10 protein-coding genes are annotated in these 15,604 nt (G+C 59.7%); 9 read left to right on the forward strand and 1 reads right to left on the reverse strand.

Going from position 1 to position 15,604, the window contains the following annotated elements; genetic code table 11:
* The first annotated feature begins 257 nt into the window (after nucleotides 1-257).
* The 6 genes from PLU72_17280 (at nucleotide 258) to holA (ending at nucleotide 7,848) form a co-directional block, all read left to right on the forward strand.
* Nucleotides 258-1,235: a pilus assembly protein TadG-related protein gene (locus tag PLU72_17280; protein HOT29932.1), complete on the forward strand. Its 978-nt coding sequence runs from the start codon at nucleotides 258-260 to the stop codon at nucleotides 1,233-1,235.
* Between the two features lie 324 nt (nucleotides 1,236-1,559).
* A complete protein-coding gene (cpaB, locus tag PLU72_17285) occupies nucleotides 1,560-2,603 on the forward strand; it encodes a Flp pilus assembly protein CpaB (GenBank protein HOT29933.1) in 1,044 nt (347 codons plus the stop codon).
* Between the two features lie 20 nt (nucleotides 2,604-2,623).
* Entirely contained in the window at nucleotides 2,624-4,366 is a 1,743-nt protein-coding gene (locus PLU72_17290) for a hypothetical protein (GenBank protein ID HOT29934.1), read from the forward strand.
* 120 nt (nucleotides 4,367-4,486) lie between these two features.
* Nucleotides 4,487-4,954, forward strand: coding sequence for a TadE/TadG family type IV pilus assembly protein (locus tag PLU72_17295; protein HOT29935.1), 468 nt, complete (start codon nucleotides 4,487-4,489; stop codon nucleotides 4,952-4,954).
* A gap of 147 nt (nucleotides 4,955-5,101) precedes the next feature.
* Complete coding sequence (locus PLU72_17300) at nucleotides 5,102-6,583, forward strand: aminopeptidase (GenBank protein ID HOT29936.1); 1,482 nt, start codon at nucleotides 5,102-5,104, stop codon at nucleotides 6,581-6,583.
* Nucleotides 6,584-6,684: 101 nt separating this feature from the next.
* The gene (gene holA / locus PLU72_17305) at nucleotides 6,685-7,848 is read left to right on the forward strand and encodes a DNA polymerase III subunit delta (GenBank protein HOT29937.1); all 1,164 of its coding nucleotides are present in this window, start codon (nucleotides 6,685-6,687) and stop codon (nucleotides 7,846-7,848) included.
* 101 nt (nucleotides 7,849-7,949) lie between these two features.
* On the opposite strand, the gene rpsT is transcribed toward holA, so the two are convergent.
* Nucleotides 7,950-8,234 (reverse strand): 30S ribosomal protein S20, encoded by a 285-nt coding sequence (gene rpsT / locus PLU72_17310; GenBank protein ID HOT29938.1) that lies wholly within the window; start codon nucleotides 8,232-8,234, stop codon nucleotides 7,950-7,952.
* Nucleotides 8,235-8,451: 217 nt separating this feature from the next.
* On the opposite strand from rpsT, the gene PLU72_17315 reads away from it, so the two are divergent.
* Genes PLU72_17315 through PLU72_17325 form a run of 3 tightly spaced genes read left to right on the forward strand, consistent with a single transcriptional unit; the run spans nucleotide 8,452 to nucleotide 15,591 of the window.
* Entirely contained in the window at nucleotides 8,452-11,265 is a 2,814-nt protein-coding gene (locus tag PLU72_17315) for a SpoIIE family protein phosphatase (GenBank protein HOT29939.1), read from the forward strand.
* Nucleotides 11,262-13,379 (forward strand): sensor domain-containing diguanylate cyclase, encoded by a 2,118-nt coding sequence (locus tag PLU72_17320; GenBank protein HOT29940.1) that lies wholly within the window; start codon nucleotides 11,262-11,264, stop codon nucleotides 13,377-13,379. The genes PLU72_17315 and PLU72_17320 overlap by 4 nt, the downstream gene beginning before the upstream one ends.
* Nucleotides 13,372-15,591, forward strand: a complete 2,220-nt coding sequence (locus tag PLU72_17325) for a GAF domain-containing protein (GenBank protein HOT29941.1) — start codon at nucleotides 13,372-13,374, stop codon at nucleotides 15,589-15,591. The genes PLU72_17320 and PLU72_17325 overlap by 8 nt, the downstream gene beginning before the upstream one ends.
* The last annotated feature ends 13 nt before the right edge of the window (nucleotides 15,592-15,604 follow it).

Below are 15,604 nucleotides of genomic sequence, written 5' to 3' on the forward strand. Positions count from 1 at the left end.
ACCTGATTGCTGGAAAGCTAAATTTTGGTCTACCCACGTAAAATAGCGAGGAACCTACAAATCTCCTTTGACGGCCAGTGAATCAATGACCGGCCCATTCATAACAGGGGTCGCCAGTACATCTGAAACGGTTACGATATCCTGCACCTACCGTTTTGTCCCCTGGGTACCAGGCGTATCACGGGTGCTCGGCTCCGGGGAGGAAATCATTCTCAACGGTTTTGCATCTCAGAGAAAGGAGTAAAACCATGTTTACCATGAGAATTCCGAAACCAAGGTCCGGAAGTGTCCTGGTCATGACGACATTCGGGCTGATTTTCATTTTAGGCATGCTTGCCCTGGTTACCGATATCGGCTGGCTGTATTACCAGAAGGCGCGCATTCAAACGGCTGTGAATGCCGCCTGGAGGGCCGGTATTGATGCAATTATCCTCGCGAAAGCCCGGACATCTGCTGAAAGGATGTCTGCCTGCAAAGCCAGGGTCGAAGAAATCTACAAAATGCACGGGTACACGGCAGCGCCTGCCATAAACACGGACACCGGCCTCAGGGTTTATGGAGCCGCCGTTCAACCATTGTTTTTTGCGCGAATCATGCAGATGTACGAGAAGGAAGTTGCCGCTGTCCGAGAGGGAACCGGCGGTGAGGGAGTCGTTCCTCTTGGGGTCATGTTTGGTGATATTGTCTGGGGAATAAAAAACAATGTCGAAGGCTATTATTACCACAATTTCACCAGACCTGATCCGACAGAGGGGTATGTAGTGGACGAGGAATACATTCTGAAGCTTGGGCCGGAAAAAGGTTCAAAAGTCAAGACAATGGACACTGTTCCACCCACATATAATGAACTGCTCATCGCAGGCGGCAACTCAAACGAGGGCGCCATCCGTCTGGATGGCAACGGCAAGAGCGTCTGGCTGGATAACATGCTTTACGGGTGTCCCAGCGTGGTCAACGTCGGAGATATGATCGACACGGAACCCGGAAACTTCACCGGCCCGACAAAGGCCGCGAAAGAAGCCCGAATGGGCGATATTGTCGTCGTGCCCATCATCGAGGTTCCTGGGAAAACCACGTCAATCTATAACGAGGCCGGCAAGACGGTGGTTCGTGTCATCGGGTTTGCCCGCATGCAAATTACCGGAATCGACACGACCCTGTCGCCAGATCTTGGCGTTTACACCGTCACTCAGATTCGCGGCAAGTTTGTCGAGTATCTGGTAAAACCCACCTGATCCCAATCAAGGCGAATGAACCCTGAGCATATGTTGTGAGCATTGCACGAAAAAGGGCGGGAAAAACCATATCGCCGCTCTTTTTTTTTGCAAATAAATCGATGCCCGAAAAACCCGTTGGTGCCGTCCGCGATGGCATGGGAGGCGAAGAAATCCTCCGCTCTATTATTTTTTTGAAAATAGTACTTGCCGTACGGGGGGGGAGTACATATATTATGTTGTTCTGAGAGGATAATCGGTGTACACACGTGATAACGTTTGCAGTACATCGATCCCTATGTTATGTTTTGTGCCTAGTCCATTTGGGGAGGAGGGTCTCGTGTCGTGAACCGACGAGCAATACTGGTAGCCCTGATCGTCAGCATGGTGTTCTCTGCCATTCTCTGGAAAAAGGTCCAGGAACAGGCGAAATCGACCGTTGTTCCGCAGATACTTGAACCGCCGAAGATTCCCACGACGAAAGCCGTCGTGGCGAAGCAGAAGATTCCTGCCCGGCTTATGCTTGAAGCAGCTCAGCTGAATGATTATTTCGAGCTGAAAGAGTTGATCGCCTCTGCCGTTCCTGCCGATGCGTTCACATCCATCGCCTCGCTCACGAAGAAATACACGTCCATCACGATTCTTCCCGGGGATATCATGACGCCGAACCGCATCCTCGACAAGGATGTCATTCCGGCCTTGTCGTTTGCCATTCCGCAGGGAAAGCGCGCCGTGACCATCGCGGTCTCGAAGACGAGCGGCGTCGGCGGGTTCATCCAGCAGGGGGACTTTGTCGATGTTATCGCCAATTTCCACCAGGGGTCTCCTGACTCGATCGCCAAGATCGTCCTCCAGGACATCCTTGTTCTCGCCGCCGGCAACACCTACGCCTTTGATCCGGGCATTGCGACCGGAGCCCCGGCCATCGCGGCAGCGAAATTGGAGCTGGTGACGCTGGCAGTGACGCCTGAAGAATTGGAACGCATCGTCTACCTCGACAGCAGCGTGCAATTCAGGCTTGTTCTGAAAAACCCGAAGGACAAGGGCGAGCAGGTAGTCACCAAGGGCGCCACGGAAAAGATGGTCATGCGCACGCTCGGCTTCACGGAGCCCGTTGTCGTGCAGCCTGTTCCGACCGTCGTTCCGGAAACCCCCAAGGTCGCTCCCACCGCTGCACCGCAGGCCGTCGAAACGATCGAAACAGGCCGCGTCGAGATCATGTATGGCAGTCAGCGGCATTTCGAAATGAACAAGTTCGGGGTCGTTCAGACATCGCCGTATGTTCAGCCACTGCCACCCATGAATCCGCCTCCGGCCCCCGTTCTGGAAGCCCCGGCCGGTTCCAATCCAGCCCCTGAGTCCGCACCTCAGTCCCAGGTGGGTGAGTGAAAGGTATGAGGAGAGAATGTATGAAAACCCCTACCCTGTCTCTTCGGAATCTCAAGAAATCGCTGGTTTCTCTCCTTGCGGCAGGCACGCTGACCCTGTTCGGCAGTTCGGCCGCGTTCGCTGAAAAGATCCTGATACCGATCGGCAAATCCTTCAGCATGAAGGCTGCCGGCGTCACCAAGATCATCGCCGTGAAAGACGGCATCGTCGAAGTGCTGAACGTGTCTGAAGACGAAGTCATTCTTTCGGGCGTCGGCAACGGGCCCGGCGTGACCCAGATCATCTACTGGGATACCACGGGACAGCATGTGGTCGATGTGGAGACCTTCCAGGAAGCGGATCTCATCCAGAAGAAGTTCTCGACGCTCGTCATCGAGCCGTCGGTCAACCTCACGCTTTTCCCCGACGCAGCGTATCTGCGCGGCTTTGTGGATACCCAGGAAAAGATCAAGGAAATCGAGGCAATCGCCGCTTCCCTGGTCACCGACCGCAAGCTGATCAATCTTATGACCCTCAAGGAAGAGGGGAAGAGCTATAAGACCTACGAACAGCGCCTCCAGGAGGCCATTGTCAACGCCATCAAGTGTCCGACCGTCAAGGTGACGGTTCTCAATCCCCTCACCATCATGACGACAAACCTGGAAGATCCGACAGCGCCTCCAGCTGCTACCGCAACACAAGGTCTTGAAGACAAAGTCAAGGTCGTCCTCGAAGGATACGTCAACGACCAGACTGAATATCAGCACCTGCAGGAAGTCGTTCGCGGATTTGTCAACGATGAAGAGAAGCAGATTTCCAACCTGGTGACGATCGAAAATCCGATCCAGGTCGTTTTCCAGGCTTACGTTCTTCAAGTGAGCAAAGACAGCTCCCGCGATCTCGGAATCAAATGGGGCGGAACCCAGGTTCTCGGTGGCGATCCGAGCTCGGGCATCCTGAACTTCACGGAAAACATCACCAATGCGTTCCGGGGAGACGTCCAAGCCGCTGGTGCGCCTGTCGGCAGATATCCGAACCCGTTCAAGCTGAACAACATCAACCGCTTCGACATTATTGCGGCCCAGGTTTCCGCGTGGGAAACCCAGGGCAAGGTGAAGGTCATGGCGAATCCCAAGATCACGGTCTACGCCAACGCCAAGGCAACAAAGATCGCAAAATCGGGTTGGACGAACGAGACCACCGGCGCGTCCGGTGAAGGCGAAGCGGAAGGCGACGGCGGCCTCGCGTTCGTGAAGGTCGGGCAGGATATCTACTATCCCAGCACGATCGACGCGTCTGGCAACCCGACCTATGCGGCCGCGCAGGCCACGCTCAAGCTGGTCGTCAGAGACCTGTTCGTGAAGGACGACACGCTGAAGTTCTCCGTGTTCGCGAAGCAGGACGAGCCGTCGTTCACCCGCGGCAACAACGCACCGCCGAACATTCTCAAGCGGTCCGTCATGACGACCGTGAAGATCAACAACAACGAAACCGTCGTTCTCGGCGGCCTGATCAACGAGAGCGACAACATCAGCCGGAAAGGGATTCCCGGACTGTCCCGGCTTCCCTATCTCGGAAAATTCTTCCGCACAACTTCTGTGACCAAGAGCAAGAACGAGCTGGTCATCCTGCTGACGCCCCAGATCATCGGGCGTGATACGGGGATCGGCAACACCAAGAAGTTCGAAACGATCCCGGTTCCCCGCCGCAGCGAGCGGCTCGAGCAGCTTCACGAAATGTTCCAGCAGATCAAGGGCAGCCATTTCCCTGCTGAGAACAACTGAGTGTAACCCTGCGTTTCATCTTGAAGCGCCGCTCCCCCGGGAGCGGCGCTTTTTGCTTCCCCATTTGCATTTCCCGCCATGATGCATTATTACAAGAGAAAAGTCGTTCCGGAGGGATTCATGAGTCGAACGCATCGCCAGGGCCAGTCGCTCGTCGAGCTGGCTCTCGTTCTCCCGCTGTTTCTCCTGCTGATATCCGCGATCATCGATTTCGGGAGAATCTTTCACGTGTGGTCCTGTCTCAACCTTCAATGCATCGAGGCAGCACGGGAAGGAGCCAAGCGCAGGCACCAACTCCTGGGTAGAAATGTATTCACAGCTGACACACATACCGAGCCTGCCTCGATAACCCAGATCTTTTTCCTCCATCAGTCGCCTGCCATCGATGCAACGAGATTCCGCACCCCTGGCGGTGATCACGCGACAGCGCCTGAACTTCTCGGAGTGGGAACCTCAGATAGAGATATCATCGTTCGTATTCATTACTCCTATCCCTTCTTCACTCCGTTCATGAGTAGAATATTATCGAATATATGGGGGAAATCGGAACTTGTCATTTCCGCCGGCGCAACGGAACGGAAAGAATAGAAGGGAATTGATTTACCACTCTCCCGAGGCTTTTATGCCACACAATTTGATGCCCATTTGCGAGGAATTTGTGTTAGTATTTGCTCCGGTACAGGATCATCTCCGTACCTGCAAAAAATATATGAATGACGGCAAGGAAGGAACGTGATGGAAACAGCCAGGAAAACAGCAGGAAAAGCTCCGGCCGCCGCCGCTGCGGCAGCGAATCCGAATATCCGGAAGTACCAGCAGGCGAACGGCTGGGACGTACTCGAACCCTCGTCCGAGAAAGTGCTGGCCGCGCGCGCGAAGCGGTATCTCGAGTTCCTTTCGCTCTGCAAGACGGAGCGGGAGACGCTGGCCTACATCGAAAAGGCCGCGCGTTCCGACGGGTTCAAGCCTCTTGCAGCCGAAGACAAAAAATCGCTCAAGCCCGGCGACCGGGTGTTCTGCATCAGCAAGAACCGCGCGATGGCCCTCGCCGTGATCGGAAAACGCCCGGCTGTCGAAGGGTTCAGGATCGTCGCCGCGCATCATGACGTGCCGCACCTCGATCTGAAATCGCTTCCTCTCTACGAGAAATACGGAACGGCCCTGTTCAAAACGCATTACTACGGCGGCATCAAGAAGTTCCAGTGGGCCGCCATTCCGCTCTCTCTGCACGTGTTTGCGGTCACCAAGGCAGGCAAGACGCTCCGCTTCGCCATCGGCGAAAAGCCCGGCGAGCCCGTCTTCACGATCACCGATATCGCGCCGCACCTGGCCGCGAAGATCCAGAACGACCGCAAGGCCAACGAGACGCTGCGCGGCGAGGAGCTGAACATCCTCGTCGGCCACCGGCCGCTTCCGAAGAAAGACAAGAACGCCCCCGCCTCGAAGGGCGAAGAGCGTGTGAAGGGTGCCGTTCTCGAGCATCTCTTCACGAAATACGGGCTCGAAGAGGAAGACCTCGCCTGGGCGGAAATCGAGGCCACGCCGGCGTTCGAAGCCCGCGAGGTCGGGTTCGACGCCAGCATGATCGGCGGATTCGGCCACGACGACCGCGCCTGCGTCATGGCGGCGTATGAAGCGATCCGCGAGATCAAGATCCCCGAATACACCTCGATCGCCCTGCTGTTCGACAAGGAGGAAATCGGCTCGGCCGGCGCCAGCGGCGCCCAGTCGATGATGATCTCCGACATCATGAACATCCTGCTGCACGCGACCAGCAAGAGCGCCGACTACTCCGACCTGCGGCGCGCCATCTCGAACACCTACGTTCTTTCCGGCGACACCAGCGTTCCGATCGATCCCACCTTCGACGGCGCATTCGATCCGACCAACTCCGGCTACCTCGGAAACGGCGTCTGGATCTGCAGGTTCACCGGCGCCGGCGGCAAGTCCGGAAGCAGCGAGGCGGACATCGAGTTCATCGCCCGCATCCGCGCGCTGCTCGGCGCCGAGAAGATCCCCTACCAGTTCGGTGAGATGGGCAAGGTCGATGAGGGCGGCGGCGGCACGGTCGCCAAGTTCATGGCCCAGATGAACATGCACGTCCTCGATCTCTGCCTGCCCGTGCTGAGCCTGCACTCCCCGTTCGAGATCCTCTCGAAAGCGGATTACCATCATACGATCGACGCCTACCGCGTCTTCCTGTCCAAAAAGTTCTGATGCTCCGCACCACGGGCGCCCGCAGGTTCTGCGGGCGCCTTTTCACAGGTTCCCGCGCGGGCGGGAATCAAGTTGTATACCTGTAAATTATACGAGGCAATATGGACCTGGCGGCCCTCGAATCGGCGATCGAATCCCGGAAGCTCGACGCGACGTTCCTGCTCTTTGCGGGCCGCGAGGAGTTTCTGAAGGACCGTGCCGTGTCGAGGCTCGTCAAGGCCTTCGTCGCACCGGAAGACCAGGCGGACAACGTGCGCCGGATCGACTTCGGATCAGCCTCGCCCGACGCGCTGCTGGGAGAATTGAACTGTTTCTCGTTCAACCTGAGTCCGCGCATCTTCGTTCTCTCCCGCCCGGAAGGCCTCGGAGCCGCGCAGCGTCGCGGCATGCTCGAACGACTCTCGTCGCAGCCGCTTCCCGAGCGGACGTTTTTCGTCGTGCTGAGCGCGGAAGCCCGCGTCATCGGCGAGTTCGCGCTCGCGCTTTCCGACAAGGCCGAAAAGGTCGACTTCTGGCCGCCGTTCGAAAACAAGCTTCCCGAGTGGCTTCAGAAAGAAACGCGCGCCCTCGGCTCGTCGCTCGCCCCCGAGGCGGCCGAGCTCCTGTTGAAGAACGTCGGGCCGGATCTGCGTCTGCTTTCGCAGGAACTCGAAAAACTCTGCCTCGCGGCCGGCGCCGGCAAAACGATCACGGCCGCGCAGGTCGCCTCGTCCGTCGCCTACCTCAGGCAGGATACCGTTTTCGATCTTCTCGACGCGGTCGGCATGCGGCGGCTTCCGGAAGCCCTGCGCCTGGTCGACAGCCTGCTGATGAAAGGCGAGTCTCTCGTGCCGATCTGGTATATGCTGAGCCGCCAGCTCCGGGACTTCCGGCTCCTGCACGACATCGCCCGGGACCGGCCCGACCTGGGGCGACCGCTTCTCGAGAAGCTGCGCGCGATCAGACAACTCGCCGGCAAAACCGACTTCAAGTCGAACCAGGATCGAAAGAATCTGACGGAATCGATTCAGAAAGAGGCCGGCGGCTGGCCTCCGCTTCTTGCCGAATCGCTCGGCATCGAGCAGGCGATGCGCGTCAGATCGCTCGCCGCCGCGACGGGGTATACCCATGCGGAACTCGTCCGGCTGGCCCCGAGGCTCGTCGAGATGGATGCGGCGGTGAAAAAGTCGCCTCCGAACGAAGCCCTCCTCCTTCAGCGTTTTCTCGCCGAGGTCATTACGGGAAAACGCCACCAGCCGCCGGATGAGGATGTCGGCGGCTGGTGATCGGGCCAAGGCGCAAGGCGACAGAGCGCCTTTTACCGGGCCGGAGGAACGCTGGGAAATCGCCCGGCCGAAAACGGCCAAACGAACCCCGGGTCAGCAGGTCAGGCGTTCTTCTCGGTCTGAAGCTTGTTGACGGCGCGCATGAGGCGGCCGATCTTGCGGGCGGCGGTCCGGGGATGGATGTATCCGTTGGAACCGGCCTTGGCAATGCGGCTGTATGCGCTGTTCGCCGTCGCCTGGACGGTGTCGGCATTCGACTTGTCGGATCCGGCGAGCTCGAGGGTCTTCCTGCGAAGGGTCTTGAGTTCGGATTTGACGGCAACGCGCAGCGTGTGGCGGCGCTGAGCCTTGCGGGCGTTTTTGGCGGCGGAAGAAGTGTTAGCCATAACGGACATCACCTTTCATTGATATGGTAGACGGGTATCATACCACCTTTTCGTCCGTAAATCAAGTACCTTCGTACCCTTTGCGGGCAATCGCGCGGAGTTCGTTGAATTTCCAGCGTGACGGCGGGCGGGCAAGCACGACCGTGCGCGCCTACTTGTTGTTGTGGTGGGCATCACGTATAATGGGACGCGACGAATCATCACAGGAGAAGCCGGGATGCGAACAGCGTTTCTTGACCTGCTCTCGCGGGCGGCACGTCTGCCGGCCAACGATCTCTGGAGTCCCCTGCTCTCGGAATGGCTGGCCGAGCTTCCCGAATTCATCGCGATCCGCATCCGCCTTCTGAAGACGAAGCCCGACCCCGGCATGGCCCCGGTGTTGCTGAAGCCGATTTCCGACGAGGCGTTCGGCGCCATGCTCGACTGGGCGCACGCATTCGAGATCGGCGTTCACGCCGAGGACGGCGACGCGCCTCATGCCACCGGACTGTCGCCATGCGGAAACCGGGTTCTCTCGATCGTCGCCCCGTTCATGTTCCGCCAGGCCCTCGCGGGCGATCTCACCGTCATCACCCAGCCGCTTGCCGGCAGAGACCATCGGGAGTGGATGTATTTCGCGGAGCGCCTCACGGAGCTTCTGTTCAGCAGGCATATCAACGGCCCGCGTTCGCACGTGTCGGAGATCGACGATCCGCGCAGGGCGCTCGAGTTCCAGCATGAGATGCAACGTCTTTTCTCCTCGGAAAAAGTCACGGACTGGATGCTCGCATCACCCTGGCAAGAACCCCACGAATCCTGGTACACCGAAAACGAGTCGTATCTCGGAAGCTTCCTTCGGCGCCTTCAGAGCGTCTTCGACCTCGACACCGCCTTCATCGTCCAGCGCGTTTCCGAGGATCAGTCGCACGTCCTCGTGGCGACCGATCTTCCGGCATCATCCCGTCAGCTCGGAAGCGGATCGCCGCGATACGACGAACTGCCGGCCGAGGTCGTCGACATGCTCGAGTTTCTCGGCGAGCAGGAAAATTTCCGCCATATTTTCAAGGCCAAACTGTCGGTTCTCCCCGCGAACAGCCGGAGCAGCCTGTCCTGGTCGCCGAAACCCGTCATCCAGACGTTCCCTTGTCAGGTTGCCGGAATGACCTACGGGTATCTGGGCGTCTCGACGAACCGGGTTTCCTCGCCCGGCCCCTTCGCGCGGCTGATGGCGATCGTGACAAACCATCTCGGCTTCTGGTTCTCGCATCTGTATCAGCTTCGCAAGGAAGCCGGCCGGGCGCAGCTGCTGAAGCAGATCAACATGACGTTCAACGTCATCACGGGCAACGTCCACCTCGACGGCATTTTCGACCAGCTCTGCGATAACCTCGAGATGCTGTTCGGGCAGAAGCACGGCGCCGTCGTGATCTTTTCGACCCAAACCAGCGATCTCGAGATCAAGCGCCGGTTCGGCGTTCCCCCGGCTGGATTCGATCTCGAGAAAGCGGTATCGGAGGCCGGCGTCATCCGCAATTACATCTCGGACGGATCGGCCTTTCGCGTTCGTCCCGAAGACGAGGACCAGACGATCAGGTTCGTCTTCCCTCTGAGCCCGACGCCCCAGGTCGCCGCCGCCGGCGACGACGTGTTCCATCAGCGCTCGCTGGGCGGGGTGGTCATATACAATACCGATGACAATAGAATGATGAACGCCGACATCCTCGAACTGCTGAACTTTCTGCTCAACGGGTTCAGCGCCGCTCTCCGGGTGGCGTACAACTACCAGGAGAAGCTCGAGACGATCAAGGCGCTCGAGGGGCTCATCGCACGGCTCGACAATCAGGACAAGCTGCTCGAGGAGATGGTCGACATCATCAAGCGCCTGCTCAAGGTCGAGCGCATCTCGTTTCTCACCGTCGACAGCGACAGCCGGACGCTCTCGATCAAGAACAGCTACGGGATCCGGGCCGAGGTCGTCCGGTCGATGCAGATTCCTATCGGCGAGGGCATCTCGGGCTACGTCGCCGAGACGGGCGAGACGCTTCGCATCGACAACATCGAGGAGTCCGAATCGAAGTTCAAGAAACGATCCCTCGAACACTACTTCAACCGCTCGCTCCTGTCGGTACCCCTGATCACGACCGAGTCTGACGGCAGGCCGAAGGTCCTGGGCGTCATCAACGTCAATAACAAGACGAACGGGCTGACGTTCAACCAGCAGGATCAGCAGATGCTCGAGTCGATCGCCCACCTTGTCGTGGCGGCGCTGACCAACATCGATCTGACGAACGCGAAGCACGAGCACGATCTGCTCCAGCAGCAGCTCGACAACGCCCGCGACGTGCAGATGGCGCTTCTGCCCAGGAAGTTCTCGAACATGCCTCCCGAACTCGACATGTTCGCCAAGAGCGAGCCGGCCATCCAGATCGGGGGGGACTTCTTCGACGGCATCAAGCTTCCCGACGGCCGCTGGCTGGCCGCCATCGGCGACGTCTCGGGGAAGGGCATGTCGGCCGCCATCATCATGGCGATGTCGCGAATCATCCTCCGCACCGTCGTCCACGAGACCTCCGAGCCGGTGAAGATCATGGAACGGATGCACGAGTATCTCAGTCGCGATATCAGCGACTATTATTTCGTCACGATGCAGATCGTCGTGATCGACCCGGCCACGGGCTCGGCGGAGATGGTTTCGGCGGGCCACGGGCCGCTTCTCGGCCGTCTGGGCGGCTCCCTTGTCCAGCTCGAGAGCATGGGCGGCTTTCCTCTCGCGGTCGGCGGAAGCGGCGTCACGTTCGAGTCGGTGGCTTTCCGCGTGCAGCCCGGCGATCAGCTTCTGTTCTTCACCGACGGCCTCCCCGAGGAGTATGCCCCGAACCGGGAGATGTTCGGTCTCGAGCGCACGAAGGAACTGTTCACGGCATCTCGCGGTCTTCCACCGAAAGACCTCGTGGAGCGCTTTTTCAGCGCCGCGGAGCAGTGGCGGGCGGGCGGGGACGCGCACGACGATCTGACGATCATGGCTGTCGAGTATCGCGGAGTCACACAATGAAACGAGCTTCAACGCAGGAATCCAGGTTCATCGCCTTTCACGAGCGCCTGGCGGCCGAAACGGCGGAAACGCTCGACCTCGAAAAACTGCTCAAAGCGCTTCTGAGAGAACTTTCCCGGCTCACCAACGCCTCGTCGGGATCGATCATGATCCACGATCCAGCCTCGGGGAATCTGAAACTGTATGTTTCGGCGCGTCACCCGGGCCGCATCGGCGGCAAGCGCCCCCTGCCGGGCACCAGCCTGCCGCTCGACGAGGGAATCGCCGGAAAGGTGTTCCGCGAGAATGCCCCCATCATCGTTGCCGACCGCAAAGCGGCGGAGCAGTCCCTTCCCTGGAAACACCGGAAGGGACGGGGCGGCTTCATGTCGCTGCCGTTGTGCATCCAGCGCCGCGTCATCGGCGTCCTCAACCTGAACTGCTCCGACGACCTGCCCGGCTTCACCGACGAGGATGTTCGGCTTGTGACGGCCCTCTCCGGCAGCGTCGCGGCGCTCGTCGAGAAAGGGCGTCTTCTCGAGGAGCTCCGGCAGGCTCATGAAGAGACCCAGAAATTGTACGATCTTGCGATCCTGCTCGGACGCGAAGCCTCGCTGGAATCGACCCTCACCGAAGCCCTGCGCAAGCTGGCGGGCGATCTCGAAGCCGACCGGACGGCCGTCATCCGCTTCTCGATGCCCCAGCCTCCCGCGTCCGGCGGCGATCAGCCTCCCTCCATCGTCAGCGGATGGAAATTCGAGAACGAGCATCTCAAGCGGCTTTCCGCCGCCGTCGGGCAGAGCCTCCGGACCGAACTGGCGCTGTCACGGAAAACGGCTTCGACGGACCGACTGGGCCGGCCGCCCGTTTCCCTGCCGTTCCGCGAAGGAAAAAAGGTTCTCGAGCTGTTTTGCCTGCCCCTGCTGAACGTCGAGAACGATTCGTTCGTCCTGTGCGCGATACGGACCCCGCGCTCCGCGGATCCCGACGCCGCCCACCGGCATTACAAATTCCTGTCTCTCGCCGCGCGCCAGATCGGAAACGCGCTCGAACGCTCCGAGATGATCGAACAACTGCGTATCGACAAGGAAGTTCTTCTGGAAAACGCGTTGCGGAACGAAATTTTCCTCAGCATCAGCACCGAGCTCGCCTCGACGCTCGACCCGCACCTGGTGCTGAGAAAGGCGTTCGACCATTTCAACAAGCTCGTGCCGTACACGACGTTCACGATCATGCTGTTCGACGAGATCGAGCAGGTCTACCGGATCATCGTCCAGCCCTCGCGCAGGCTCGGTCCGGCGTATCTGCGCCAGTTGCGGAGCGAAGTGATCACCTCGTTCGGCGAGTATCCCGCCGACCCGCCCGTCGACAAGGGCCGTGTGCCCGTCCTCGAAGTGTTCCACCCGCAGAGTTCCGAAGGCCCGGCGCTCGGGAAATACGACCTGTCGATGCAGATGCCGATCGTCCTCAACGACAAGATCACCGGCCTCGTCCACCTCTCGCGCGTCGAGAACGTCGTCTTCAATCGAGCCGACTTCAACAAACTGAGCCAGTTCACGGCGATCTTCGTCACCAGCATCAAGAACGCGCTGATCCACAAGCGCACGGAGAAGCTCGCCTTCACCGATCCGTTGACTGGACTATATAATCACAGGTATTTTCAGGAGTCGTTGCACCAGGAATTCATCCGCTCGCGCCGTTACGAAAAGCCCCTGTCGCTTATGATCATCGATATCGACCACTTCAAAAAATTCAACGATACCTGGGGCCATCTCACCGGCGACAAGGTCCTGATCCACGTCGGCGAGGCGTTCATCCGGTCGGTGCGAAGCCAGATCGACACCGTCGCCCGGTACGGCGGCGAGGAGTTCGCCATCCTGCTGCCCGAAACGCCGCTCGCCGGCGCGCGACTGTTCGCCGAACGCGTTCGGACGGCCGTCGAGTCGAACCCGGTCAATGTCGAGGGGAAGGTCCTTCCCGTGACGATCTCGATCGGTGTGGCCTGCACCCTCGTGACGAACTGCGACAAGACCTCCGACCTGATCGCCGCCGCCGATGCGGCGCTGTATGCAGCCAAGGACGCCGGACGCAACCGGGTCGAAACCTTTGAAAGCGAACATCTCGAACATGTCTGAAACATCCGGTTCCGGCGCCCGCCGCCGGCAGGTATCTGACGCGGCCGGCGGCCAGGCCTTCGAACGGCTGTCGCGGCTTTCGGACCTCTCGATGGATCTCTCGTCAGGCCTCGATCAGGACGAGCTGCTGCGCCGGATGATCGAATCCGCCCGCGCGGCGCTTCAGGCCGACGAAGCCTACTTCATGCTGCTCGAACCCGAAACGTTCGAACTCCAGCTCGCCGCAAGCGCAGGCAAACGCCGCAAGCGCCCGACGCGCGTCAAGTGCCCCGAGCGGCGCACCAGCCTCGCAGACGCAGGGGAGTTCGGATTTGCGCCGTCGCCCCGCAGTTCCGCAACGACCGAGACGGCTCTCGACCCAGAAAGTCTCATGTTGCGCAACGCGTTCACGGGCCGTCAGCGGCTGATGTTCACCCGGGAACTGCGCGACCCGCTGTTCAAGGGGATCCCCTTCACCTCGGCCCTCGTTCTTCCCCTGGCGACGACGACCCAGCACGTTGGGCTGATGGTCGCGGCGAACACCTCCCGCATCAGGCCGTTCACCGCCACCGACATGGAAGAAGCGACGGTATTCGCGAACCTGGCCGCGATGGCCGTCGAGCACCAGAAACTCGTTCGCGAGCGCGAAAGCCGCATCCGCGAGATGGAAAAGCTGAATCTGCTGGCGAAGCGGTTTTCAACCGTGCAGACGCTCGAAGGACTGATCGGCCTCTCGTTCGAGTATCTCACGCAGATCATCCCGCACGAACTCGGCGTGGTCTGCCTGTTCGACCACGACGAGGAGATGCGCTACTTCGTCTCGCAGCGGCCGCTGTCGCCGGGTTCGCTCCAGAACCTGACCGAGCACCTGCAGGACATCTCGGCCGGCCTGCGCCAGAAGCCCGTGAAGAACGTGCGGTGCCAGCAGATTTTCCTGCCCGGCCGCGATTCGTTGCCCATGGCCCAGGTATTCCGCACCCGCATCCAGTCGTTCCTGACGGTGCCGTTGACGGTACAGGGCCAGAACATCGGCCTGGTCAACCTCTCGGCGACGCGCACCAACGCGTTCAACCGCGACCACCTGCGCGCCTTCACCACCCTTTCGAACCTGCTCGCGACGGCCGTCGAGAACGTCAAGATCCGCCTGTATCTGGAACGGCGCATCGAGGAAATTTCGGTGTTGTTCGAGATTTCCCAGTCGATCACTTCGACCCTCGTGCTCGACGAGGTCCTCGACTCGATCGTCAACTTCTCCATGGAGATGATGCACGCGCTCAGATGCGAACTCAGGCTCACCGACCAGACGGGAGAGTATCTCGAGATCCGCGCTTCCCGAGGGCTTTCCAAATCGTTCCTGTCGTCGACTCCGATCAAAGTCGGCGAGGGAATCATCGGCAGCGTCGTCGAAACGAAACGACCGATCTCCGTCGTCGACGTGCGAAAAGACCCGCGGACGAAGCACATGAGCCTCGCGAAACGGGAACGCCTCGCCGGCCTTCTCGCCGTTCCGATCCTGCAGCGGAACGCGCCCATCGGCGCCATCACGGTGTACACGAGCAAACCGCGCGATTTCACGCAGAACGAGATCGACCTGCTCTCGACCTTCGCATCGCAGGCGAGCGTCGCCATCGAGAACGCCCGGCTGTATGCCAAGATGAAAGACCAGTATCTGTCGATGGTCGCCGCCCTGGCCGCCGCGATCGAGACGAAAGACGCCTATACGCACGGCCACAGCAAGAACGTCATGGAATACGCCGTGAAGATCGCGCGCGAGTTCGAGCTCAGCGACGACGAGATCGAGACGATCCGGTATGCCGGCCTTTTGCACGACATCGGCAAGATCGGCATCAAGGACGTCATCCTGACCAAGCAGGAGGCCCTCACAGCCGAAGAGCGGCAGGAGCTGCGCAATCACCCGAAATACGGCGCGTTCATCATGGAGCAGGTCGATTTCCTGAAAGACATCGCACCGCTGACCCTCTATCACCACGAACGCTACGACGGAACGGGGTATCCGCTGGGGCTGCGCGGCGATGACATTCCGCTGGGAGCGCGCATTCTCGCCGTGGCGGACACCTACGACTCGATGATCGCCGACAGGCCCTATCGCAAGGCGTTTCCCTACGAGCACGTCGTTCGCGAGATGAAGAAGGTTTCGGGCACCCAGCTCGACCCGCGGGTCGTGGACGTGTTCCTGTCGATCATCAAGCGCGAACAGCAGCAGAACGACTGACGAGGGGAAACAC

This window comes from Candidatus Ozemobacteraceae bacterium, assembly GCA_035373905.1.
Taxonomy (GTDB): Bacteria; Muiribacteriota; Ozemobacteria; order Ozemobacterales; family Ozemobacteraceae; genus MWAR01.

Coding starts and splice junctions, on each gene's coding strand:
- holA (HOT29937.1), top strand. CDS start 6,685: ATGGACCTGGCGGCCCTCGAATCGGCGATCGAATCCCGGAAGCTCGAC.
- rpsT (HOT29938.1), bottom strand. CDS start 8,234: ATGGCTAACACTTCTTCCGCCGCCAAAAACGCCCGCAAGGCTCAGCGC.
- PLU72_17280 (HOT29932.1), top strand. CDS start 258: ATGAGAATTCCGAAACCAAGGTCCGGAAGTGTCCTGGTCATGACGACA.
- PLU72_17295 (HOT29935.1), top strand. CDS start 4,487: ATGAGTCGAACGCATCGCCAGGGCCAGTCGCTCGTCGAGCTGGCTCTC.
- PLU72_17320 (HOT29940.1), top strand. CDS start 11,262: ATGAAACGAGCTTCAACGCAGGAATCCAGGTTCATCGCCTTTCACGAG.
- PLU72_17290 (HOT29934.1), top strand. CDS start 2,624: ATGAAAACCCCTACCCTGTCTCTTCGGAATCTCAAGAAATCGCTGGTT.
- PLU72_17325 (HOT29941.1), top strand. CDS start 13,372: ATGTCTGAAACATCCGGTTCCGGCGCCCGCCGCCGGCAGGTATCTGAC.
- PLU72_17300 (HOT29936.1), top strand. CDS start 5,102: ATGGAAACAGCCAGGAAAACAGCAGGAAAAGCTCCGGCCGCCGCCGCT.
- PLU72_17315 (HOT29939.1), top strand. CDS start 8,452: ATGCGAACAGCGTTTCTTGACCTGCTCTCGCGGGCGGCACGTCTGCCG.